We start from the raw sequence: 22,894 nt of genomic DNA, 5'->3' as shown, positions 1-22,894 counted from the left end.
CCAGTGCCTCGGCCGTGCTCGATGCCGCGCCGTACAGCTGGCTGCCGTTGATCGCATCCACGCTCGATGCGTTCACTGCGCCATTCGCCACGCCCGTCACCGTGCGGTTACCCGCCGCGCCCGCCACGTTCACCACGGTGCCGTCCATGTCCTTCGCTACCGTGATGTCGCGCGTGTTCGCGTCCTGCTGTACCAGACCCACCGTACCTTCGGACAACTGGTTCTGCACGCTCGCGATGTTGGTCGCGTTTTGCGCAATGTCGCCCGTGTTCTGCGTCGTGCGACCGTCGAGGTTCGTTACGGCTTCGGCCACGCTGTACACCGTCGTGCCACCCACGCTGAACTTCGGCGCGCTGATCGAGCCATCCGCAAGCACGATCGAACCACCGCCCAGCGCGCGGGCCGTGCTCCACGCCGTGCCATACAGCTGGCTGCCATTCACCGCGTCCACGCTCGTTGCCCTCACTGCGCCATTGGCCACGCCCGTCACCGTGCGGTTGCCCGCCGTGCCCGCCACGTTCATCGCCGTGCCGTCCATGTCCTTCGCGACCGTGATCGCACGGGTGCTTGCGTCCTGCTGCACCGGACCGGCCGAGCCATTCAACAGGCTGGTGATCTGCGACGTGTTCTGCGTGGTGCGGCCATCGAGGTTGATGATTGCATCGCCGACGTTGTCGACCGCCGTACCCCCCACGTTGTAGGCAGGCGACGCGATGGAACCATCTGCATTGACCGCGGCACCGCCACCGAGCGCCGTGGTCACGTTCTTGAGCTGCGACACGACGACCGCGTCCGAGTCTTCCGTGCCGGCCGCCACATTCGTGATCTGGCGCGTTAAACCCGCGCTGCCGACCGACACCACATTTGCGCGATCGGCAACCGAGTACGCGCCCAACGCCACGGAATTGTCCGCATTTGCGGCCGCCAACGTGCCGATGGCTATCGACATGTCGTTGGTCGCTTCCGCTTCGAAACCAAGCGCCGTGCTCCAGGCGCCCGCGGCGTTCGCGAATTGGCCGATTGCAGTACTGCCAATTCCAGACGCAGTCGTATTCCATCCGATAGCGTTCGATCCTTCGGACGCGGTCGCCTGAATGCCAATCGCAGTAGCATTCTGTCCGCCCGCAACGCTGGCCGCGCCGAGCGCCGTTGTTCCCTGCGCCGATGCGGTCGCCCCTGCACCAACCGCTACTGCGTCATCACCTGTGGCAGAGGCGGAATCCGTGTCCGTTCCGGAGTAGCTCCCATTTGTCGCCTCAACCGGCGTGCCGATCACGGCTGATGCAGCTGTGCCCGACATTCCGGCCAGCACGAGGGCAGTGGCGATCGTCCCAGCCACAGTCCGCGACTTGCTTCGCTTGCCACGCACCGACATATTCTCGGAAGCTGCCACCCAAGATCCGAGCGCTTCATTCCAGATGCTGATGTAGGACTTGTTCATGATGTGATTCCTATCGGAGTTAGATATAACGGTAGGGATGCGAAGTAATAGGAGACTGTCGTCGCGCTTTTGGGTTTTCCAATATCAGCTACGAAATTGCGGGATTGAGGCAACAGAAACAACCTGCGACGCTGCCCGGATCAACCTGAAGCGGCTTCTGCTAAATCTCTGAAACTGAGTTCAGTTTAGATTTTTGAGATAGAAACAAAATAAGCCGAGTCTGAGATGAGGGATTGGTATGTCGGCAGCACCGCTTGTTAATGCGGGGAAGCGCGCGACGTCAGATATTCCGTCGTCACGACGGCCAAAAGGGGGATTGCGTTTGATTGAGCAAAGATTCTCGGCAGACGCTTCATCCCGCCCCAAGCTCCTCGAATAGCCAATCCTGAAAGCTCTTCAGTTTGGCGCAGATCCGCGCGCGATTTGAGCAGGTTCAGCGTGTAGCCGTTTACCTTCAACCCATTGAGTCTCGACGGCGCGATGAGTGTCCCCGTTTCCGGTTTGCGTTGAGCCAGTAACTGGCTCTCCAGACAGTGGCAGCGGATAGGCCGAGATCGCGAAAGCCTTCGGCATGCGGCCGCTGTTCGCCGCGCACAAAGACCGCGACGGACTCGGGCCGCTGTACACGCCGTGGGACGAGATGCTGGCAACGAGCGACGTGATTACCATCCACGGCCCGTTCCGCGGGATGAAGCGCAAGCCGCTCATCATCGATACGGCCAGGGGTGGGCTCGTCGATGAGCAGTCTTTCGTGCGCGGTCGATGAAGCGCTGATCAGCGAAATAGGCTTCGACGTGCTGCCAGGCGAGCCGCCCGCGTCCGAAAATCCATCGATGCGGATCGCCAGGCGGCCGAATGTGATCGTGACGCCGCACGTGGCCTGGGCTTCGGATGAGGCGCAGCAAAGCCTCGCGGATCAGCTGATGGGCAATATCGAACGCTTGGTGCGCGCTGAACCCGCCAACCTGTTGGTGTGACGGGCAGGGGCCCTGACGGGCCGACGGCGTCGAAGCCGACCGCGTCGAGGCCGACCGCGTCGAGGCCGACCGCGTCGAGACTCACGGATGGTCAAGCATCCTTATTCATGATCCACTCGTGTGCCGGATCGTTATGGAAATGCCAGACCCGCTGGCTGCCGGCCATCACGTTCAGATAGTACGAGTCGTAGCCATACGGCACGATGACCGGATGATAGCCGCGCGGCACCATCACGACGTCGTGATCCTCGACGGCCATCGATTCGTCGATATCGCGCGAGTCGGTGTAGACGCGCTGAAATGCGAAGCCTTGCGGCGGATCGAGCCGGTGATAATAGGTTTCTTCGAGCGAGCTTTCGTGCGGAATGTTGTCGGTGTCGTGCTTGTGCGGCGGATAGCTCGACGCGTGACCGCCCGGCGTTCTCACTTCGACCACCAGCAGCGACTCCGCCGGCTCGGTCTGCGGAAGAATGTCGCACACATAGCGCGTATTCAGCGACTTGCCGCGCGTCGAGCGCTTCATCGACGCCGGCTCAATCAGCCGCGCCGGATACTCGCCCTTGGCCGGCGCGCTCGCGACACCAATTTCCGCGTCGCGGTTCGCGCGCACCGTCGCGCGCACGTTCGGCGGCAGATATACCGCGTACGGCGCCGCGTCTTCGAACACGCTGTCGCGCGAACCGAGCGAACTCCATGTCGTATCCGGCGTTTGGATATCGACCGCGCCGCTCAGCACGACGATGCACGTTTCGCGCGCCGGTTCGAATACGTACACGAGTTCGTTCGTGCCGACCCGATACGCGGCGAATCCTACATAGCGCCAGCAAGCCGACTGCGGCGTCACGCGCGCGATCGTCTGGCCTTCGCGCTCTGCCTTTACCAATAAGCTCATGCTGCCTCCTTGCCGAGCGGCGCATCGACGAGCGCCCGCAAAGTTCCGTACCCCTTCTGCGCATAGTCGAACGACGGCGCGACCACTGGGTCCTGCTCCGCCTCGACGACGAGCCAGCCGCAATAACCATGCCGCTTCAGCCGGTCGATCAGCGCCGGAAAATTGACCGCGCCGTCGCCGGGCACCGTGAATGCGCCGGCGATCACCGCATCCAGAAAACTCCAGTTGCGATTGCGCGCGAGCTTCATCACGGCGGGGCGCACGTCCTTGCAGTGCACGTGACAAACGCGCGCGATGTGCTTGTCGAGCACGGCCACCGGGTCGCCGCCCGCGAACGTGATGTGCCCGGCGTCGAACAGCAGGCCGACCGCGTCGCTGGTGCGCGCCATCAACTGATCGACGTCGGCGGGCGTTTCGACATACGCGCCCATGTGATGATGATAGGCGAGCCGCACGCCGCGGCTCAGCGTGTAGCGCGCGAATTCATCGACGCGTGCCGCGTAGTCGGCCCATTGCGCGTCGCTGAAAAAGCGCGGCCGTTGATACAGCGGGCGCGGCGCGCCCTGGATCGAATCGGCGACTTCGCCATACACCATCACGGTCGCGCCGTTCTGCGCGAGCAATTCCAGATGCGGGCCGACCGCGTCGATTTCTTCCGCGACACTGCGTTTGGCCAGTTGTCCCGAGTACCAGCCGGACACGAGCGCGAGGTCGTATTGCGCGAGCAGCGTTTTCAGCGCTTGCGGCTCGCGGGGAAACTTGTTGCCGAGCTCGAACCCCTGATAGCCGATCTGGCGGCCCTCGGTCAGCGCGACTTCGAGCGGCGTCTCGCCGCCGAGCGACGGCAGGTCGTCGTTCATCCACGACAGCGGATTGATGCCGATGCGTACGTCGAAAGCAGTCATGCCGAAGTCCTCATGGTTTTCAGTCGTGATCGCTGCCCTGGGACGGCGGCGTTGCAGATGGCGCCGCGCGCGCGGCGAGCTGCGCGTCGTACTTCGCGCGAGCGTCGCGCACTTCGGTGCGCGTCGATACTTCGGGCACCGCGACTTCCCACCACCAGCCGCCGTCTTCGGTGGTGCGAGCGGGGTCGGTGTCGATGCTGATCACGTACGTGCCCTTGGCCGCGCGTGCGCGTTGCAGCGCCACTTCGAGTTCGGCGAGATTGCGCGCATGTTCGGCTTGCGCGCCGAGCGCGCGCGCATGCGCGGCGAAGTCGATGCGCGGCACGCCTTCCGGGCCGTGCGCGCAATCGTCGAGCAGATTGTTGAACGGTGCGCCGCCGCAAGCCTGTTGCAGCCGGTTGATGCAGCCGAAGCCGCGATTGTCGAGCACGACGACGATCAGCTTCGCGCCGAGCATCACCGAGCTCGCGATCTCGCTGTTCATCATCAGATAGCTGCCGTCGCCGAGAATCACGATGACCTCGCGCTCGGGCCGCGCGAGCTTCACGCCGAGGCCGCCCGCGATCTCGTAGCCCATGCACGAGTAGCCATATTCGACGTGATACGCGCCGGGCCGGCCCGCGCGCCATAGCTTGTGCAGATCGGCGGGCAGCGTGCCGGCCGCGCAGACGACGATGTCGTCGGTCGGCGAGCGCGTGCTCGAACGCTGCACCGCGCCGATCACGTCGCCCTCGTAGGGCAGCACCGCGTCGCGTTGTGGCGCATGCGTGAGCGTTTGCACGGTGTCGCGCCAACTGGCCGCGAGCTTGTGCGCACGCGCGGTCCACGCGCGTTCGGCGAGCCAGCCTTGCAGCGGCCCGGCGAGCGCATCGAGCGCAAGCTTCACATCGGCTTCGACGACGAAGCCGCGATGCTTGAGCGCGTCGAAGCCATTCGCGTTGATCGCGATCACGTCGGCTTGCGTGAACAGCGTGTTCGAGCCGGTCGTGAAGTCCTGCAACCGGGTGCCGAGCGCGAGCACGCAGTCGGCGTCATGCGCGAGCGCGTTGGCGGCCGGCGACCCGGTCACGCCGAGCGCGCCCGCATTCAGCGGATCGTTCCACGAGAGCGAGCTCTTGCCGGCCTGGGTTTCCGCGACCGGCACGCCATGCGCGCTCGCGAAGCGGTGCAGCGCATCGGCCGCGCGGCTGTACAGCACGCCGCCGCCCGCGACGATCAGCGGCCGCTTCGCGTGCCGCAAGCGCGCGCACGCGGCGTCGAGATCGTCGCTACGCGGCGCGGGTGCATGAATACGCACGACGCGCGGCGTGAAAAAGTCCTCCGGAAAGTCCCACGCCTGCGCCTGCACGTCCTGCGGCAACGCGAGCGTGACGGGGCCGCACAACGCGGCATCGGTCAGCACACGGATCGCGCGCGGCAGCGCGCTCAGCAATTGCGCCGGCTGCACGATGCGGTCGAAGTAGCGCGACAGCGGCTTGAACGCGTCGTTCGCCGATACGCCGCCGTCGTTGAAATCCTCGAGCTGCTGCAACACCGGATCGGGCGCACGCGACACGAAGATATCGCCGGGCAGCAGCAGCACCGGCAGACGGTTCACGTGCGCAAGCGCGGCCGCGGTCAGCAGATTGGTGGCGCCGGGGCCGATCGACGTCGTCGCGGCCATCATGCGGCGGCGAAAGTGCGCCTTCGCATAAGCGATCGCACTGTGCGCCATCGCCTGCTCGTTGTGCGCCCGGAAAGTGGGCAGGGCGTCGCGATGCTGATACAGCGCCTCGCCGATGCCCGCGACGTTGCCGTGGCCGAAGATCGCGAACACGCCACCGAACAGCGGTTCGACGCTGGTGCCGTCTTCGCTGGCGACGCGTTGCGCGGCCAGATAGCGCACCAGCGCCTGCGCCATCGTCAGGCGGATCGTGCCGCCGGAGCGGGCGGGTGCTTGCGTCGCGCCGCTGGTGGATGGAGTGTCGTCATGCATGATGCGCTCGTTCATGCCGCCTGCTCCTGATGAGAGTGATGAGGTGCGCCATGCGCCGTCGGGTCGCCGCGCGCACCGCGCCACGCGGCGATCAGCGTCTCGAACGTGTGGCGCACGCGCGCGATCAGTTCGTCGTCGCCGATTTCACCGGCGAGCCACGCATGGCTCGGTTCGTGAAAGATCGTGCGGCCGACCGTGAAGCCGCGGCACGTCGCCGCTTGCGCGGCCGCACGAAAGCCTTCGCTCAACTGCTCGACCGCCGCCGACAAGCCGAGCAGCACGACGCCGCGGCAATACGGATCGCGCTCGGCGATCAGCGCGTCGATGGCCTGCCATTGCGCGGCGTCCATCGGTTCGAGCTTCCACCACTCGGGGTAGATGCCGAGGTTGTACAGGCGCTTCAACGCGCGATACACGATGTCCGGTCCCTGCGGCAGCGACGCGTGCTTCGGCGGAATCACTTCGAGCAGCAGTTCGTGGCCGCTGGCCTGGGTCGCGTCGTACAGCGCGCGCAGTTGTGCCTCCTGTTCGAGCCGCTGCTCGATCGGCTCATCCGGATGAAACTGCACGAGGCATTTGACGACGTGCTCCTGCGGCCACGCGATCAGCGTGGTGCCGATCGAGCGGCCATGATCGAACACCAGCGGCACGGAGTGGGGCAACTCGACCGGACGGCCGATCCACCAGCCGCGGCCGGTCGCGGCATTCAGCGCGTCCTGACCATAGCGGTCGTCGATCAATACGCCGATGCGTCCCTGCAGATTCAACGCGCGTTCGGTTTGCGCGACCGCTTCGACGAACAAAGCCTTCAACTCGGAAATGCGCGCTTCGTCGGCGCCGGTCTGCTGCGCGAGTTCGAAGAACGGATTGCGATGATCGAACGCGAAGCCGAGCACTTCGTGCCACGCTTTGCGTGCCGGCGACACGCGATGCAGTCTTGCGAGCTTCGCATCGCGATCCGGCCGGCGCATGCGCTGCGGATCGGCCTGCGCTTCGCGCAGGAAGTAGTCGAGTTCGGCCGGGGTCGGCATCGCAGGGGCGCAGCCGTGCCGCGACACGACCAGCGCGCCGCTTGCGTTCGCGGCGCGCGCGCAGGCGTCGAGCGGCTGATCGCGCAGCCAGCCGGACAGGAAGCCGGAGGCGAACGCGTCGCCCGCGCCGAGCACGTTCAGCACCTCGACTTCGACGCCGCCGTGAATCGGCGCAGCGTCGAGCGATGCAGGCACCTCGCCGTCGATGATCTGACAGCCGAGTGGCCCGCGTTTGAGCACCAGCGTGGCCGGCGTCACCGCGCGCACCATCGCGAGGGCGTCGCGCAGATCGGTCTTGCCGCCGGCGATGCGAAACTCTTCCTCGGTGCCGATCACCAGGTCGAACAGCGGCAGAATCCGCTGCAAATGCGCGCTGACACCTTCGCTCGCAACGAAGCGCGTCTCGCCGTCGGCCTTGCCGGTGAGCCCCCACAGCACCGGCCGGTAGTCGATGTCGAGCACGGTGCGCACGTCGTTGCGGCGCGCGTATTCGAGCGCGCGCCGGCTCGTGCGATTGACCTGCTCGGTGGAAAAATGCGTGCCGGTGATCAGCAGCGCTTTCGACGACGCGATGAACGCCTCGTCGAAATCGGCTTCGTCGACCGCCATGTCCGCGCAGTTCTCGCGGTAGAAGATCAGCGGGAACGTGTCGCGGTCCTTCAAGCCGAGCAGCACGAGCGCGGTCAGCCGTTCGTGATCGACGCGCACGTGGCTCACGTCGCAGCCTTCCTTCGTGAGCGTCTCGGTCAGGAAGCGTCCCATGTGATCGTTGCCGACGCGCGCGAGCATGGCTGCATTGAGCCCGAGCCGCGCGCAGCCGAACGCGATGTTCGCCGACGAGCCGCCGAGGTACTTCGCGAAGCTCGACACGTCTTCGAGCCGCGCGCCGACCTGCTGCGCGTACAGATCGACGGCCAGCCGGCCGAGGCACACGATGTCGCGGGCACGGCCCGGCGCGAACCGGTTGCCTGCGGAACCGCTGGAGGTGCTGGAGTGAGCCATGAATAGTCCTGAGTAACAGTGCGCGGAGGCCGGCCGGGCGAAACGCGCCGAGGCCGGACATCCCGCGCGAATCGGTCAGATCGTCGCGCCTTCGAGTTCGCCGATCATCTTCTGCATCTCGGCGCCGCCGGCCATCATGTCGAGCACTTCGTCCTTGGTGATCGTCTGTTTGGTAAAGGTGCCGAGCGAGCGGCCGCGATTGAGCAGCGTGAACGAATCGCCGATCGGATACGCGTGGTGCACGTTGTGCGTGATGAAGATCACCGAGATGCCTTTGGCGCGCGCCTTATGGATCAACTTCAGCACGTTGAAGCTCTGCTTGACGCCGAGCGCGGCGGTCGGTTCGTCGAGAATCAGCACGCGCGCACCGAAGTGAATCGCGCGTGCGATGGCCAGGCATTGACGCTCGCCGCCCGACATCGTGCCGATCGGCTGATGCGGGTCGCGCACGTTGATGCCCATTTCGGCGAGCTTGTCGCGCGCGGTGGTGGCGCAGGTTTCGAGGTCCATCACGTTTAGAAAGCCGAACAGCTTTTTCTGCGGCTCGCGGCCCATGAAGAAATTGCGCGCGACCGAGAGCAGCGGCACCAGCGCGAGATCCTGGTAGACGGTCGCGATACCGAGATCGAGCGCGTCTTTCGGCGACGTGAAGTGCACCGGTTTGCCGTCCACCCGGTAGGTGCCTTTGCTCGGCTGATACACGCCCGCGAGCGTCTTGATCAGTGTCGATTTGCCGGCGCCGTTGTCGCCGAGCAGACAATGCACTTCACCGCGTTTGAGCCGCAACGTGATGTCGTTCAGCGCGATGATGTTGCCGAAATAACGGCTGACGTTTTCGAGCGACAGGATGATGTCGTCCGCGTTCTGTTCGGGGGTGCTCATCGTGAACTCCGTCTAGCGCGATGCCGCGACGCGGCCGCGCACGTAGTGGTTGAACAGCACGGCGAGCAGCAGCATCACGCCGAGGAACACGCGGAACCAGTCGGAATCGACGTTGGTGTACGTGATGCCGATCTGCACGACGCCGAAAATCAGAGCCCCGAAGCAGGCGCCGACCACCGAACCATAGCCACCCGTCAGCAGCGTGCCGCCGATCACCGCGGCGATGATCGCCTCGAACTCCGCCTGCAAACCACGGTCGGCCGCGGCCGAACCGATGTCGCACACCTGTAGCACCGCATACAGCGCCGAGCAGAACGCGGTCAGCACGAACAGTGAGATCTTCACGCGACGCACCGGCACGCCGACGTTCTTGGCCGCGTTGGCATCGCCGCCGACCGCGAAAATCCAGTTGCCGAAGCGCGTCTTGGCGAGCGTGAATGCGCAGACCACCGCGAGCACGAACCACCACAGCAGCACCTTGGGAATGCCCGGCACCAGCGGCGCGCCGTTGTCGAGCATCTTCACGAGACCGAGGTGGCCAAGCCAAACGAACAGACCTCGGAACGCGACGCCCTGGAAGAACGTGTGCGCGAACCAGTCCTGACGCGCGACGTCGCCGACGCCGGAGATGATCGTGCGATCGGCGAACATCACCGATAGCGCGAGCGTCAGACCGCGCAGAATGAACAGGAACGCCAGCGTGACGATGAACGACGGCAGACGCGTGCGTATCACCAGATAGCCGTTGAGCGCGCCGAGCAGCATCGAGCCGACGAACGCGAACACGATGGCGAGCCAGACCGGCCAGTGGAAGTACATGGTCGGCAACGCGACCATCATGCCGGCAAAGCCGATCATCGAGCCGATCGACAGATCGAACTCGCCGGCGATCATCAGCAGGCATGCGCCGACCGAGATCAGGCCGAGATAGGCGGCGACCTGCGACCAGTTCATCACGCCGTCGAGGTTGAACATCCCCGAATTGCCCGCGGCCACGCCGAACACGATGAACACCATCACGGTGCCCGCGAGCGCCGCGAATTCCGGTCGGCCGAGCAGATGGCGGAACCAGGATTCCTCGCGCACGCGTTCGTCGACGGCAGCGGATTGCGAGGCGGTCGACGCGGCAGACTGCCCCGGGTCCTGCGGATCGGACGGCGGTTGCTTGCGGTGATGGGGATGAAACAGGTCGGCGACACCCATTGAAGCTCTCCTTGATACGCCCGCGACCGGCGAATCGGCGCAATGCCGTGGGCGTGTGCGAATCCTCTGAGCGGGCGAGGGCCGGCAAGACGCACTGCGTCCCACCGGTCACTGCCTTGTCAACCTTGCCGCTGGAGCGGCGGCTCGATCGCGCGATGCGATGCGTTGCCGTGCGTTCAGCGGTACTGACCCGCGTACTTCAGCACCTTGTCGACATTTTCTTTGGTGATGAAGCCCGGACCGGAGCCGATATTGCGCGGCCCATACGACGGTGCGAGCCCGTAGGTCGCTAGACGCTCCTTGAACTTCGGATTCGCCTGCAGGACCTCGCGGATCTTCACGGGGTCGGTGGTGTTGTTCTTCTTCGCGATCGCCAGCACGGCGACCGGGATATAGCCCTGCAAGTACGGTTGCTGGTCGATCGCGAACTGGATCGTGCCGTCCTGGATGCCCTTCGCGATGTCGCTATCGAAGTCGAAGGTCGCGAACCAGATCTTGCCGGCGACGCCCATCTGCTGCAGCGCCTTCAAAGTCGGGTCGGCCGACAGCGGACCGAGCGTCAGCACCGCCTGGGTATCGGGATGATTGCGCAGAAACGCGCTGACCTTCGACTGCACGCCGGTCGGGTCCTGGCCCACGTCGAGCGTCGAGGTCTTGAAGTTGGCGCCGATCGCTTCGGCGAAGCCGCGGCAGCGTTCGAACGAGGCCGGGTTCGTCGCGTAGTGGTTCACGCACAGGAACGACTTGATGCCGGCGGCTTTGGCCTTTTCGCCGGCGGCTTTGCCGGCCGCGAACTCGGGCTGGCCGACGTGCATGATCGCGCCGAGCTTCGCGCTTTGCTCCTCGGTGCCCGAATTGATCGTGACGAGCGGAATGTGCTTCTCGGTGACCTTGCCGATCGAACTCTTCAGCACGTCGAAGTCGGCGATCGATACGATCACGCCATCGTAGTTGCGTGCGGCCGCCTGTTCGACGAGACGGGCCATGTCGGCGATGTCGCCGTTCGGCGGGTTGCGGTAGTCGGTCTGAACGTTGAAGTCCTCGTCGGCCTGCTTGATCGCGTTCTTGATCGTGTTCCACCACGAGTCCGAATCCGGCGCGTGGCTGATCAGCACGAAGTGAGCGTCCGCCGCGCGGGCGGCCGAGGCCGCGCCGAATCCCGTCGCCAACGTCAACGCCGTCACCAGAATCCTGAGCGTTGCCTTGCCTCTGCAAAGTCTCATTGTCTCCACCTTTCTCGGTCTGTCGTTCGTTATTGAGGGAGCGCCTGGCGGGCGGCTTGCCATTCCGATGACCCACACAACGAGGCCGAAGCGCCATCGCTCACGACCAAGAGTAGGTCATCTTCCGAAGCCTTGCAAAGAAAATTTCATGACAAATAAAAATGGAAAATACGTTCCATTTGATGGGGCAGCCGCCTATACTCGGCAACGTCGGATGCGCGTTGCGGCGGGCTGCGGGCGCGTCTGTCGCATTGCAGGAAACCCCGAGAGGCAGTCATGGCGGAACAGATCACCGAAGAGGCGTTGCCGAGCGTCGATGAATTGATGCAGCGCATCGCGGATACCTACGAGTCGCTGCCGCGGCAGTTGAAGAGCGTGGCGACGTATATCGAGCAGCATCGCTCGAGCGTGATGATGGATCGCACCAGCGATATCGCCGCCAGCTGCGGCGTGCATCCGTCGGCGGTCGTGCGCTTTGCGCAGCGGTTCGGCTTTTCCGGCTTTTCGGATCTGCAGGCGGTGTTTCGTCAGGCGTATACGGGGCAGGGCGTGTCGTCGTCGAGCTATCAGCAGCGCATCCGCAAGCTGATCGACGAGAAGCCCGGCACGCTGTCGGGCGGCGCGGTCGCGCGTGAGTTCATCGCCGCGTCGCGCGGCGGGCTGGAAGAACTCGAAGCGGGCCTCGACGACAAGCAGTTCGACGCCGCCGTGAAGATGCTGCAGCAGGCCGACAACATCTACGTGATCGGCGTGCGGCGTTCGTTTCCGGTCGCGAGCTACATCGTCTATGCGTTGCAGCACACGCACAAGCGCGTGCATCTGGTGTCCGGCTTCGGCGGCATGTATCGCGAGCAGATTCGCAGCGTCAGGAAGGGCGACGTGGTGATTGCGATCAGCTTCGCGCCGTACGGCAAGGAGACGCAGTACTGTCTGCGCGTCGCGCATCATCATCAGGCGAAGACGCTCGTCATCACCGATAGCCAACTCTCGCCGCTCGCACGCTACGCGAGCACGCAACTCTACGTGAAAGAGGGCAGCGCGTTCGCGTTCCGCTCGCTGACCAGCACGATCTGCCTGTGCCAGGCGCTTTTCATCGCGCTCGCGTACAAGCTCGAACTGAACGTTGAAGAATCCAACGACACTGGAGGCTACGATGACTGACGCGGTAAGCACGATCGACGTCGCGGTATTCGGCGCGGGGCGCATCGGCAAGATCCATGCGGCGAATCTCGCGCGGCAGCCCGGCGTGCGGCTCAAATACGTGGTCGACGTTAATCGCGAAGCAGCGGCCGCGCTCGCCGCGCAGCATGGCGCGCAGGTCGCGGATATCGACGGGGCGATCGGCGATGCGTCGATCGGCGCGACCGTGATCTGTTCGAGCACCGACACGCACGCGGACCTGATCGTCAAATCGGCCGCGCAGAACAAGCACGTGTTCTGCGAGAAGCCGGTCGATCTCACGCTGGAGCGCGCGCGGATGTGCGCGGAAGCTGTGGAGCGCGCGGGTGTCGTGTGCATGATCGGTTTTCAGCGGCGCTTCGATCCGACGTTTTCCGCATTGAAAGCGCGTCTCGACGCGGGCGAGATCGGCACGCCCGAGATGCTCGTCGTCACGAGCCGTGATCCGGGCGCGCCGCCGGTCGACTACATCCGGCGCTCCGGCGGCATCTTCAAGGACATGCTGATTCACGACTTCGACATCTGCCGCTGGATTCTCGACGACGAAGCCGACACGCTGCACGCCACCGGCAGTTGCCTCACCGACCCGGCAATCGCCGACGCGGGAGACGTCGATTCGACCGCGGTGACGATCCGCACGAAGCGCGGCCGCCTGTGCCAGATCAACACCACGCGGCGCGCCGCGTACGGCTACGACCAGCGCTTCGAAGTGCTCGGCAGCACCGGCATGCTGCAGGCGGGCAACGTCCGGCCGACCGAAGTCACCGCTTATTCGAACACCAAAGTATCGACCGACGTGCCCGAGGCGTTTTTTCTCGAACGCTATCGTGCGGCGTACGCGCTCGAAATCGCGCATTTCTTCGACGCGGTGACGCACGGCAAACCGGTGCGCACGACCGTCGCCGACGGCCTGAAAGCGCTCGAACTCGCCGAAGCCGCGACGCGTTCGTGGCGCGAGGGCCGCGCGGTCAAACTCGGCGAGGCCGCGTGATGAAGCCCGCCACGGAGCGCTTGCGGATCGGCGTCGTCGGCCTTGGGCGGCTTGGCAAGCGGCATGCGGAGAATCTCGCCTATCGCGTGCGGGGCGCGACGCTCGCGGCTGCGTGCAGTCCGCTCGAAGCGGAACTCGCGTGGGCGCGCGATGCGCTACCCGAGCCGCGCCTTTACGCCGATTACGCGGACCTGCTCGCCGATCCGCAGCTCGACGCGGTATGGCTCGTCACGCCTTCGTCGCTGCACGCGCAGCAGATCGTCGACGCATTGCGCGCCGGCAAGCATGTGTTCTGCGAAAAGCCGCTGTCGCTCGATGTGGCCGAATGCGAGCGCGTGCTGGCCGAAGCGGTGCGCTATCCGCACTTGCAAGCGACGATCGGCTTCATGCGCCGCTTCGATCCGAGCTACCGCGACGCGTTCGATAAAATCGCCGCCGGCCAGATCGGCCGGCCGTTCCTCGTGCGCTCGCAGACCACCGATAAAAACGACAACGACGGCTTCTTCGTGCGCTTCGCGGCGACCTCGGGCGGCATCTTTCTCGACTGCACGGTGCATGACATCGACGTCGCCCGCTGGCTGCTCGGCAAGCCGCGCGCGACGCGCGTGTTCGCGGCTGGCACGATCGCGCTGCACGAGGGTCTGCGCGAATTCGGCGACGTCGACAACGGCGTGGCGATCTGCGAATTCGAGGGCGGCAAGCTCGCGATGTTCTACGCGTCGCGCACGCAGGCGCACGGCAACGACACGCATAGCGAAGTGGTCGGCACCGCGGGCGCGTTGACGATCGGCCGCAATCCGCGCGCGAACCGCGTCGAGATCTACGATGCGACCGGCATTCGCAACGAATGCACGCCGAACTTCTTCGACCGGTTCGAGGACGCGTTTCTGCACGAGGCACGCGCGTTCGTCGCGTCGGTGCAAAACGGGGCGGGGAAGGGCGATGCGGCACAGAGTGGCGCGACGCTCGCCGATGCGCTCGAAGCGACGCGTATCGGCGTGGCGCTGCGCGAGTCGCTGCAAAGCGGCGAGGCGGTGACGCTGTAGCGGTGTGCTGCCCGGCGCCGCCGCGCCGGCTGCTGTAGAATTTGACCCTCTGTCCGGCGTCGTCAGCGACGCCCCGTCCCGAAGGTCATCGTCGATGCAAATTCAGATTCACAAGGAAGTCGATGCGCGCGGGCTCATGTGCCCGCTGCCCATCCTGCGCGCCAAAAAAGCGCTCGCCGACATGGAAAGCGGCCAGATTCTCAAGGTGCTCGCCACCGATCCCGGCTCGCAGCGCGATTTCGCCGCGTTCGCGAAGCAGACCGGCAACGAGATCGTCGAAAGCTCGGCGCATGACAAGGTATTTACGTTTCTGATGCGGCGCCGTTGAGCGGCATTCGGTAAAACTGTCCGTCCGATGTAAAAAAGAAGGCGCTGTCCCCATTATTCGGGTACAGCGCCTTCTTCGTTTCAGCCTGACCTTGGCGTCAGCCTTCGAGAACCGGCGAGCGGGTACGCAGATATTCTTCGAAATCGGAGGCCACTTCCGGGTGACGCAGCGCGAACTCGACGGTCGCCTTCAGGTAGCCGAGCTTGCTGCCGCAGTCGAAACGCGTGCCGTGATACTTGTATGCGAGCACCTGTTCATCGGCGAGCAGCGACTGGATCGCGTCCGTCAGTTGCAATTCACCGCCGGCGCCCGGCTTGATCGAGCGCAGGTGATCGAAGATGCGCGGCTTCAGCACATAACGGCCCACAACGCCGAGGTTCGACGGTGCCACGCTGGGCTCCGGCTTTTCGACGATGCCCGACATCTTGATGATCGAGTCTTCCCATTCCTTGCCATCGACGATGCCGTACGACTTCGTGTCTTGCGGCGGGATCTCTTCGACGCCGATCACCGAGCTGTGATAGTGATCGAACACCTCGATCATCTGCGTCATCACGGGCGGCGTGCCGTACAACAGGTCGTCCGCGAGAATCACGGCAAACGGGTTGTCGCCGACCAGCTTCTCGGCGCACAGCACCGCATGGCCGAGGCCCAGCGCTTCGGCCTGACGCACGTAGAAGCAGTCGACGTGGCTCGGCTTGATGCTACGCACGAGTTCGAGCAGCTTGTCCTTGCCGCGTGCTTCGAGTTCGGCCTCGATCTCATAGGACTTGTCGAAATGGTCTTCGATCGCGCGCTTGCTGCGGCCCGTGACGAAGATCATTTCGGTGATGCCGGCCGCCATGGCCTCTTCGACCGCGTACTGAATCAGCGGCTTGTCGACGATCGGCAACATCTCCTTCGGGCTAGCCTTCGTGGCGGGGAGGAAGCGGGTGCCAAGACCTGCTACCGGAAATACCGCCTTCGTAACTTTTAGCATGTGAATACCCTGAGTCCTCTGGTTAAATCCTTGCCCGCCGTTGAGGACGGCGGGCGCGTCGATCAGGCCGGCAAGCGGGCCAGTTGGGCCTTCAGCTTGCCGACGGTGGCTTCGAAATCGGCCAGCCGCTTCTGCTCCTGTTCCACGACCGCAGCCGGCGCCTTCGCGACGAAGGCCTGATTCTGCAGCTTACCGTTGCATTTCACGATCTCGGCGCTCAATCGCGTGATCTCTTTCGACAGGCGTTCGCGTTCGACCGCTGCATCGATTTCGACCTTCAATACGAGCTTGTCCGTTCCTACGATAGCAATTGGCGCGCCATCCGCCTGAGCATCGAGCGCGGCCTCGTCGGCGATGATCTGCACCTCGGAGAGACGCGCAAGTGCCTGAGCATAAGGCGCGAATGTACGCAGACGCTCCGCGTTGCCGGTGGCGAGCAACGGCACCTTCACCGCCGGCGACAAGTTCATTTCGCCGCGCAGATTCCGGCATGCGTCGATCACCGCTTTGAGGTCGCTCGCCCACTGCTCGGCGTCTTCATCGAGCTTCGATGGCTCCGCGATGGGGTACTGCTGCACCATGATGGACGCCTCGCCCTCGGCCTTGCCTTCCGGGTAGCGTCCCGCGAGCGGCGCTACTTTCTGCCACAGCGCTTCGGTGATGAACGGGACCACCGGATGCGCGAGGCGCAGCACCGTTTCGAGCACACGCAAAAGCGTGCGACGCGTGGCACGCTGCTGGTTCGGCTGCCCCGTCTGGATCTGCACCTTGGCGAGCTCGACGTACCAGTCACAATATTCGTCCCAGACGAACTTGTATATGGCGTTGGCCACATTATCAAAACGATAGTCCGAAAAACCCTTGGCGACTTCCGCTTCGACGCGCTGCAGTTGCGACACGATCCAGCGGTCGGCCTGCGAGAAATGCAGGTGGCCTTCTGGCCCGCATTCGCCACATTGCGCCGGTTGGCCGAAACCGCAGTCATGGCCTTCGCAGTTCATCAGCACGAAGCGCGTGGCGTTCCACAGCTTGTTGCAGAAGTTGCGATAGCCTTCGCAGCGGGCGAGGTCGAAGTTGACGTTGCGGCCAAGCGTGGCCATCGACGCCATCGTGAAGCGCAGCGCGTCGGTGCCGAACGCCGGAATGCCGTCCGGGAACTCCTTGCGGGTCTTCTTCTCGATCGACGCGGCCTGCTTCGGATTCATCAGGCCGGTGGTGCGTTTCGCGACGAGCGCGTCGAGGTCGATGCCATCGACGATGTCGATCGGGTCGAGCGTGTTGCCCTTGCTCTTCGACATCTTCTGGCCTTCGGCGTCGCGCACGAGGCCGTGCACGTAGACCGTGTCGAACGGCACCTTGCCGGTGAAGTGCGTGGTCATCATGACCATGCGCGCGACCCAGAAGAAGATGATGTCGAAGCCGGTGACGAGCACCGACGACGGCATGAAGTGCTTCAGTTCTTCCGTTTCGTTCGGCCAGCCGAGCGACGAGAACGGCACAAGAGCGGACGAGAACCACGTGTCGAGCACATCTTCGTCGCGCTTCAACGCGCCCGTGTAGCCGGCAGCGGCGGCCTTCGCGCGTGCATCTTCTTCGGTCTTCGCGACGAACACTTCGCCGTTCTCGCCGTACCACGCCGGAATCTGATGACCCCACCACAGCTGACGCGAGATGCACCAGTCCTGGATGTTTTCGAGCCACTGGTAGTACGTGGTGGTCCAGTTCTCAGGCACGAATTTGATCTGGCCGTTGCGCACCACGTCGAGCGCAGTTTCGGCGATCGACTTGCCCGGATTGAACGTGCCTTCGGGCGCCGGCTTGCTCATCGCGACGAACCACTGGTCGGTCAGCATCGGCTCGATCACGACGCCGGTGCGGTCGCCGCGCGGCACCATCAGCTTGTGCGGCTTGACCGATTCGAGCGCGCCGAGCGCTTCGAGATCGGTGACCACCAGCTTGCGGGCTTCGAAACGGTCGAGGCCGCGGTATTTTTCGGGCGCGTTGTCGTTGATCCGCGCGTCGAGCGTGAGGATTTCAATTTGCGGCAGCTTGTGGCGCAGGCCGACCTGGTAGTCGTTGAAATCGTGCGCGGGCGTGACCTTGACGACGCCGGTGCCGAATTCGCGGTCGACGTAATCGTCGGCGATGATCGGCACTTCGCGGTTCGACAGCGGCAGCGTGACGGTCTTGCCGATCAGGTGCGCGTAGCGTTCGTCTTCCGGGTGGACCATCACGGCGGTGTCGCCGAGCATGGTTTCCGGACGGGTGGTCGCGACGGTCAGATGTCCCGAGCCGTCGGTCAACGGATAGTGGATGTGCCACAGGTGGCCGTTTTCTTCTTCGCTGACCACTTCGAGGTCGGACACGGCGGTGAGCAGCACCGGGTCCCAGTTCACGAGGCGCTTGCCGCGATAGATCAGGCCCTGTTCATACAGACGCACGAACACGTCGCGCACGGCGGCCGACATCTTGTCGTCCATCGTGAAGTATTCGCGCGACCAGTCGATCGACGCACCGAGACGACGCACCTGATTCGTGATGGTCGAGCCGGACTGCTGCTTCCACTCCCACACGCGCTCGACGAATTTTTCGCGGCCGAGGTCGTGGCGCGACACGCCCTGCGCGTCGAGCTGCCGTTCGACGACGATCTGCGTGGCGATGCCCGCGTGGTCGGTACCCGGCACCCACAGCGTGTTTTCGCCGAGCATGCGGTGATAGCGGGTGAGACCGTCCATGATGGTCTGGTTGAACGCGTGGCCCATGTGCAGCGTGCCCGTGACGTTCGGCGGCGGCAGCTGGATCGAGAAATCCTTGCGGTTTGCGTCGAAGGAGGGCGCGGCGTAGGCGCGCTTTTCCCATTCAGGGCCCCAGTGGGCTTCGATGGTGTGGGGTTCGAAGCTTTTTGCAAGCGTCGAGGTCGGGTCGCTCGGGGTGTCGCTCATGTTTCTGGTTAAAAGCAGGATTTTGGAGGCGGAGAATGGTTGATTATAGCTAACGAGGGGGTTTTGCCTGCCGGGGGCTTGGTTTGTCGTTGTTCTGGCTTCTTTGGCCTTTCCTTGTTGTGTTGTCGGTCTATTAGCGTTGCCCCTGTGCGGGGCGGCACCTACTTTCTTTGCTGCTGCAAAGAAAGTAGGCAAAGAAGACAGCTCAAACCGCTAACTCTTAAGCGGGTCCCTCGGTCTGCCCGAGGTAGTGGTGCATCTGGAATCCGTGCTCCCGCACATTCCGCGTCAGTGACAAGGCAGTCATTCTTCCGGCGGCGCTGCGCGCGCCGAATCCCCGTTCCAAAACCACTGGCTGTTTCGGCGCATCGCCGAAGCGCAGCCGACGGCCCCCGCTGCGCGGGCAAACCCGCCGGTTTCCCCGGCTGACCCGTCCGCGACGCACGCAGTGCGGAGTGGGAGGGATGACGGCTTTGTCACTGCCGTGGAATGTGCGGGGGCACGGATTCCAGATGCACCACTACCCCTGCCAAGCCAGGGGACCCGCTTATGAGCTGGCGGTTTGAGCTGTCTTCTTTGCCTACTTTCTTTGCAGCAGCAAAGAAAGTAGGTGCCGCCCCGCACAGGGGCAACGCTAATAGACCGATAACAAAGCAAGGAAAGGCCAACAAAGCCAGAACAAAGACAAAAAAAGCGCCGCCCCCGCCGGGGCATATAATGTCCCCCGAACTGCGCTCCGCGAAAAAAATGCCTGACCTCCTCTCCAATCTAAACCCCGAACAACACGCCGCCGTAACGCTCCCGAATGAGCCCGCCCTGATCCTGGCGGGCGCCGGCAGCGGCAAAACCCGCGTCCTGATCACCCGCATCGCGTGGCTGATCCAGCAAGGCCTCGCGTCCCCCGCGACCGTCCTCGCGGTGACCTTCACCAACAAAGCCGCCCGCGAAATGATGGCGCGTCTCTCGGCGCTTTTGCCGATCGACACGCGCGGCATGTGGATCGGCACGTTCCACGGCCTGTGCAACCGGATGCTGCGCGCGCATCACCGCGACGCCGGGTTGCCCGCCACGTTCCAGATTCTCGACACCGCGGACCAGCTGTCGGCGATCAAGCGCCTGATGAAGGGCCTCAACATCGACGACGAAAAGTACCCGGCGAAAAATCTCCAGTACTTCATCAACAACGCGAAAGAGCAGGGCCTGCGCCCCAAAGACGTCGACGCCACCGACAACTTCAACCGCAAGTTCGTCGAGCTCTACGAAGCCTACGATCAGCAATGCCAGCGCGAAGGCGTCGTCGACTTTCCCGAACTGCTGCTGCGCTGCTACGAGCTGCTCGCGCATAATCCGCCGCTGCGCGCGCATTACCAGGCGCGCTTCAGGCACATCCTCGTCGACGAGTTTCAGGACACCAACAAGCTGCAATACGCATGGCTCAAGCTGCTCGCGGGTCAGCACAACGCAATCTTCGCGGTCGGTGACGACGACCAGTCGATCTATGCGTTCCGCGGCGCGAACGTCGGCAACATGCGCGACTTCGAGCACGAGTTCAACGTGCGCAATCTGATCAAGCTCGAGCAGAACTATCGCTCGCACGGCCATATTCTCGATGCCGCGAACCAGCTGATCGCGAACAATTCGCGGCGCCTGGGCAAGAATCTGCGCACTGACGCGGGCCACGGCGAACCGGTGCGCGTCTACGAATCGGCGACCGATTCGCAGGAGGCCGGCTGGATCGTCGAAGAGATCCGCGCGCTGATCAACACCGGCCTGTCGCGCAGCGAAATCGCCGTGCTCTACCGCAGCAACGCGCAGTCGCGCACGATCGAGCACACGCTCGTCAACGCGGGCATCGCGTACCGCGTGTATGGCGGCCTGCGCTTTTTCGAGCGTCAGGAAGTCAAGCACGCGCTCGCCTACCTGCGGCTGATCGACAACCCGAACGACGACACCGCGTTCGGCCGCGTCGTCAATTTCCCGACCCGTGGCATCGGCGCGCGGTCGATCGAACAACTCGCCGACGCGGCGCGTCTGTACAACTGCTCGATGGCCGCGGCAATTCCATACGTCGCCGGCAAGGCGGGCTCGAGCCTCGCCGCTTTCGCGAACCTGATCGGCAAGATGCGCGCCGACACGCAGCAGATGAGCTTGCCGGAGACCGTCGAGTACGTGGTCCGCGCGAGCGGGCTCGCCGACTTCTATCAGAACGAGCGCGAGGGCCAGGAGCGGCTGGAGAACTTGCAGGAACTCGTCAACGCGGCCGCCGCGTTCGTCAGCGAGGAAGGCTACGGGCTCGATACGCCCGCGCGCTCGATCCCGCTGCGCCCGGGAGCGAGCGCGGCGCCCGAACTCGCGGTCGCGACCGACGATCCGAACACGGTGGTCCTCGATGCCCCGGGCATCGCCGATCCCGCGCAAAACCCCGACACGATGACGCCGCTCGCCGGCTTCCTGTCGCACGCATCGCTCGAGGCGGGCGACAACCAGGCGCAGGCCGGCCAGGAAGCGGTGCAGCTGATGACCGTGCACGCGGCGAAGGGGCTCGAATTCACCGCGGTGTTCATCACCGGTCTGGAAGAAGGGCTGTTCCCGCACGAGAACAGCGCGATGGAGGCGGACGGCCTCGAAGAAGAGCGGCGTCTGATGTATGTCGCGATCACGCGCGCGAAGGAGCGGTTGTACCTGTCGTTCGCGCAGAGCCGGATGCTGCACGGCCAGACCCGCTACAACATCCGCTCGCGTTTCTTCGACGAATTGCCGCAGGAAACGCTGAAGTGGCTCACGCCGAAGGTCGAGGCGGGCTCGCGCTGGGGCGGCCGCTCGGACAACGCCGGTTACGGGCGCGACTGGTTTGCGCGGCCGGGCTATGGCGGCGGTTCGGCGGCGGTGACCACCGCACCGGCGCCCGCCTTCGCGAACGAGCAGCGCGCGGCCGAAACGGGCTTTCGCGTCGGCCAGCAGGTGTTCCACACGAAGTTCGGCGAAGGCACGATCACCGCGCTCGAAGGCAACGGCACCGACGCGAAAGCGCAGGTCCGCTTCAAGCGACACGGCGAAAAGTGGCTGGCGCTGGCGGTAGCCAAATTGCAGGCGGTCGAATGAGCATGCCCTTGAACGTCAGCCATGGTGCACGGCGGCCGCTCGGCATTCTGGCGGCGCTGCCGCAGGAACTCGGCGACCTGATAGAAGCGATGCGCGCCGAGTCTGGCGTGCGCACGGTCAAGTACGGCCAGCGTGACTACCACGTCGGCAGCGTGCACGGCACGCCGTGTGTCGTCACGCTCGCGCGCATCGGCAAGGTCGCGGCGGCCGCGACGGTCAGCGCGCTGATCCACGCGTTCGATGTCGAAGCCGTTGTGTTCACCGGTGTTGCGGGTGGCGTCGGCGTTGATGTGCACGTCGGCGATATCGTCGTCGCGAGCACGCTGATGCAGCACGATGTCGACGCGTCGCCGCTGTTTCCGCGTTTCGAGGTGCCGCTGCTCGGCATGTCGCGCTTCGCCGCCGATGCGGCGCTCGCCGATCGTCTGACGCTCGCATGCGAGCAGTTCGTCGCCGAGGAAGGCGCAGCCTGCGCGGCCCGGTTCGGCACGCGCGAGCCGCGCGTGCATCGCGGCTTGATCGTCAGCGGCGATCAGTTCGTCGCGAGCGCGGCGGCCGTCGCGGCGCTGCGCAACGCGCTGCCCGACGCGCTCGCGGTCGAGATGGAAGGCGCCGCGATCGCGCAGGTCTGCTACGAGTACGGCGTGCTGTGCGCGGTCGTGCGCACGATCTCCGATACCGCCGACGACCACGCGCCCGGATCGTTCATGTCGTTCCTGACCGGCATCGCGGGCACGTATTCGAACGCGATCCTCGCGCGCTTTTTGGGCACGCGGGACGCCGCTGACTGAGCGCC

The 22,894-nt window shown here is 64.5% G+C and carries 19 protein-coding genes; 8 read left to right on the top strand and 11 right to left on the bottom strand.

Translation table 11 applies throughout. The annotated features are described in order from the left end of the window. Both GCT19_RS04505 and GCT19_RS43235 read right to left on the bottom strand, forming a co-directional pair. The coding region (locus GCT19_RS04505) for an ESPR-type extended signal peptide-containing protein (RefSeq protein WP_265334605.1) at nt 1–1,441 on the bottom strand (1,441 nt) is incomplete at its 3' end. A gap of 257 nt (nt 1,442–1,698) precedes the next feature. Beyond that, entirely contained in the window at nt 1,699–1,899 is a 201-nt protein-coding gene (locus GCT19_RS43235) for a hypothetical protein (protein ID WP_227749168.1), read from the bottom strand. Nucleotides 1,900–2,012: 113 nt separating this feature from the next. Here GCT19_RS43235 and GCT19_RS43230 point away from each other — a divergent pair, with 113 nt between their 5' ends. Together GCT19_RS43230 and GCT19_RS43225 are read left to right on the top strand one after the other, a co-directional pair. Then, the gene (locus GCT19_RS43230) at nt 2,013–2,207 is read left to right on the top strand and encodes a hypothetical protein (RefSeq protein WP_227749167.1); all 195 of its coding nucleotides are present in this window, start codon (nt 2,013–2,015) and stop codon (nt 2,205–2,207) included. Beyond that, nucleotides 2,179–2,418, top strand: a complete 240-nt coding sequence (locus GCT19_RS43225; protein WP_227749166.1) for a hypothetical protein — start codon at nt 2,179–2,181, stop codon at nt 2,416–2,418. The genes GCT19_RS43230 and GCT19_RS43225 overlap by 29 nt, the downstream gene beginning before the upstream one ends. A gap of 91 nt (nt 2,419–2,509) precedes the next feature. Here GCT19_RS43225 and iolB read toward each other — a convergent pair whose 3' ends face one another. The 7 genes from iolB to GCT19_RS04460 form a co-directional block, all read right to left on the bottom strand. Next, nucleotides 2,510–3,310 (bottom strand): 5-deoxy-glucuronate isomerase, encoded by an 801-nt coding sequence (iolB, locus tag GCT19_RS04490; RefSeq protein WP_018435213.1) that lies wholly within the window; start codon nt 3,308–3,310, stop codon nt 2,510–2,512. Continuing rightward, nucleotides 3,307–4,215 (bottom strand): myo-inosose-2 dehydratase, encoded by a 909-nt coding sequence (iolE, locus tag GCT19_RS04485; RefSeq protein ID WP_152851117.1) that lies wholly within the window; start codon nt 4,213–4,215, stop codon nt 3,307–3,309. The genes iolB and iolE overlap by 4 nt, the downstream gene beginning before the upstream one ends. A gap of 19 nt (nt 4,216–4,234) precedes the next feature. After that, entirely contained in the window at nt 4,235–6,205 is a 1,971-nt protein-coding gene (gene iolD / locus GCT19_RS04480; protein WP_152851116.1) for a 3D-(3,5/4)-trihydroxycyclohexane-1,2-dione acylhydrolase (decyclizing), read from the bottom strand. Continuing rightward, nucleotides 6,202–8,223, bottom strand: a complete 2,022-nt coding sequence (locus GCT19_RS04475; protein WP_152851115.1) for a bifunctional 5-dehydro-2-deoxygluconokinase/5-dehydro-2-deoxyphosphogluconate aldolase — start codon at nt 8,221–8,223, stop codon at nt 6,202–6,204. Before GCT19_RS04475 ends, iolD begins: the two co-directional genes overlap by 4 nt. A gap of 75 nt (nt 8,224–8,298) precedes the next feature. Then, the gene (locus GCT19_RS04470) at nt 8,299–9,105 is read right to left on the bottom strand and encodes an ATP-binding cassette domain-containing protein (RefSeq protein WP_018435217.1); all 807 of its coding nucleotides are present in this window, start codon (nt 9,103–9,105) and stop codon (nt 8,299–8,301) included. 12 nt (nt 9,106–9,117) lie between these two features. Beyond that, the gene (locus GCT19_RS04465; RefSeq protein WP_152851114.1) at nt 9,118–10,308 is read right to left on the bottom strand and encodes an ABC transporter permease; all 1,191 of its coding nucleotides are present in this window, start codon (nt 10,306–10,308) and stop codon (nt 9,118–9,120) included. A gap of 176 nt (nt 10,309–10,484) precedes the next feature. Next, nucleotides 10,485–11,531 carry a sugar ABC transporter substrate-binding protein gene (locus GCT19_RS04460; protein WP_026228647.1) on the bottom strand — a complete coding sequence of 349 codons (1,047 nt, stop codon included), beginning with the start codon at nt 11,529–11,531 and terminating at the stop codon, nt 10,485–10,487. Nucleotides 11,532–11,807: 276 nt separating this feature from the next. Between GCT19_RS04460 and GCT19_RS04455 the strand changes: the two genes are divergently transcribed. The 4 genes from GCT19_RS04455 (at nt 11,808) to GCT19_RS04440 (ending at nt 15,075) form a co-directional block, all read left to right on the top strand. Then, nucleotides 11,808–12,692, top strand: coding sequence for a MurR/RpiR family transcriptional regulator (locus tag GCT19_RS04455; RefSeq protein ID WP_018435220.1), 885 nt, complete (start codon nt 11,808–11,810; stop codon nt 12,690–12,692). Continuing rightward, nucleotides 12,685–13,701 (top strand): inositol 2-dehydrogenase, encoded by a 1,017-nt coding sequence (gene iolG, locus GCT19_RS04450; RefSeq protein ID WP_152851113.1) that lies wholly within the window; start codon nt 12,685–12,687, stop codon nt 13,699–13,701. Before GCT19_RS04455 ends, iolG begins: the two co-directional genes overlap by 8 nt. Then, nucleotides 13,701–14,747 carry a Gfo/Idh/MocA family oxidoreductase gene (locus GCT19_RS04445; protein ID WP_152851145.1) on the top strand — a complete coding sequence of 349 codons (1,047 nt, stop codon included), beginning with the start codon at nt 13,701–13,703 and terminating at the stop codon, nt 14,745–14,747. The genes iolG and GCT19_RS04445 overlap by 1 nt, the downstream gene beginning before the upstream one ends. Before the next feature lie 100 nt (nt 14,748–14,847). After that, entirely contained in the window at nt 14,848–15,075 is a 228-nt protein-coding gene (locus tag GCT19_RS04440) for a sulfurtransferase TusA family protein (RefSeq protein ID WP_026225937.1), read from the top strand. A 97-nt stretch (nt 15,076–15,172) separates the two neighbouring features. Here GCT19_RS04440 and galU read toward each other — a convergent pair whose 3' ends face one another. Next, nucleotides 15,173–16,054, bottom strand: a complete 882-nt coding sequence (galU, locus tag GCT19_RS04435) for a UTP--glucose-1-phosphate uridylyltransferase GalU (protein WP_013089956.1) — start codon at nt 16,052–16,054, stop codon at nt 15,173–15,175. Nucleotides 16,055–16,116: 62 nt separating this feature from the next. Continuing rightward, nucleotides 16,117–18,996 carry a valine--tRNA ligase gene (locus tag GCT19_RS04430; RefSeq protein WP_152851112.1) on the bottom strand — a complete coding sequence of 960 codons (2,880 nt, stop codon included), beginning with the start codon at nt 18,994–18,996 and terminating at the stop codon, nt 16,117–16,119. A gap of 747 nt (nt 18,997–19,743) precedes the next feature. Here GCT19_RS04430 and GCT19_RS04425 point away from each other — a divergent pair. Together GCT19_RS04425 and GCT19_RS04420 are read left to right on the top strand one after the other, a co-directional pair. After that, nucleotides 19,744–22,098 (top strand): UvrD-helicase domain-containing protein, encoded by a 2,355-nt coding sequence (locus GCT19_RS04425; RefSeq protein ID WP_026228648.1) that lies wholly within the window; start codon nt 19,744–19,746, stop codon nt 22,096–22,098. Continuing rightward, nucleotides 22,095–22,889 (top strand): 5'-methylthioadenosine/adenosylhomocysteine nucleosidase, encoded by a 795-nt coding sequence (locus GCT19_RS04420; RefSeq protein ID WP_152851111.1) that lies wholly within the window; start codon nt 22,095–22,097, stop codon nt 22,887–22,889. The genes GCT19_RS04425 and GCT19_RS04420 overlap by 4 nt, the downstream gene beginning before the upstream one ends. Nucleotides 22,890–22,894: the final 5 nt, after the last annotated feature.

It is taken from the genome of Paraburkholderia atlantica, assembly GCF_009362785.1.
GTDB classification, from domain to species: Bacteria; Pseudomonadota; Gammaproteobacteria; order Burkholderiales; family Burkholderiaceae; genus Paraburkholderia; species Paraburkholderia atlantica.
The sequence above is the reverse complement of the archived record's forward strand: the minus strand, read 5'-3'. Positions and strand labels throughout refer to the sequence as shown.

Coding starts and splice junctions, on each gene's coding strand:
- GCT19_RS04420 (WP_152851111.1), top strand. CDS start 22,095: ATGAGCATGCCCTTGAACGTCAGCCATGGTGCACGGCGGCCGCTCGGC.
- GCT19_RS04455 (WP_018435220.1), top strand. CDS start 11,808: ATGGCGGAACAGATCACCGAAGAGGCGTTGCCGAGCGTCGATGAATTG.
- GCT19_RS04465 (WP_152851114.1), bottom strand. CDS start 10,308: ATGGGTGTCGCCGACCTGTTTCATCCCCATCACCGCAAGCAACCGCCG.
- iolG (WP_152851113.1), top strand. CDS start 12,685: ATGACTGACGCGGTAAGCACGATCGACGTCGCGGTATTCGGCGCGGGG.
- galU (WP_013089956.1), bottom strand. CDS start 16,054: ATGCTAAAAGTTACGAAGGCGGTATTTCCGGTAGCAGGTCTTGGCACC.
- GCT19_RS43230 (WP_227749167.1), top strand. CDS start 2,013: ATGCGGCCGCTGTTCGCCGCGCACAAAGACCGCGACGGACTCGGGCCG.
- GCT19_RS04425 (WP_026228648.1), top strand. CDS start 19,744: ATGCCTGACCTCCTCTCCAATCTAAACCCCGAACAACACGCCGCCGTA.
- GCT19_RS04470 (WP_018435217.1), bottom strand. CDS start 9,105: ATGAGCACCCCCGAACAGAACGCGGACGACATCATCCTGTCGCTCGAA.
- iolE (WP_152851117.1), bottom strand. CDS start 4,215: ATGACTGCTTTCGACGTACGCATCGGCATCAATCCGCTGTCGTGGATG.
- GCT19_RS04430 (WP_152851112.1), bottom strand. CDS start 18,996: ATGAGCGACACCCCGAGCGACCCGACCTCGACGCTTGCAAAAAGCTTC.
- iolB (WP_018435213.1), bottom strand. CDS start 3,310: ATGAGCTTATTGGTAAAGGCAGAGCGCGAAGGCCAGACGATCGCGCGC.
- GCT19_RS04460 (WP_026228647.1), bottom strand. CDS start 11,531: ATGAGACTTTGCAGAGGCAAGGCAACGCTCAGGATTCTGGTGACGGCG.
- GCT19_RS43225 (WP_227749166.1), top strand. CDS start 2,179: ATGAGCAGTCTTTCGTGCGCGGTCGATGAAGCGCTGATCAGCGAAATA.
- GCT19_RS04475 (WP_152851115.1), bottom strand. CDS start 8,223: ATGGCTCACTCCAGCACCTCCAGCGGTTCCGCAGGCAACCGGTTCGCG.
- iolD (WP_152851116.1), bottom strand. CDS start 6,205: ATGAACGAGCGCATCATGCATGACGACACTCCATCCACCAGCGGCGCG.
- GCT19_RS04445 (WP_152851145.1), top strand. CDS start 13,701: ATGAAGCCCGCCACGGAGCGCTTGCGGATCGGCGTCGTCGGCCTTGGG.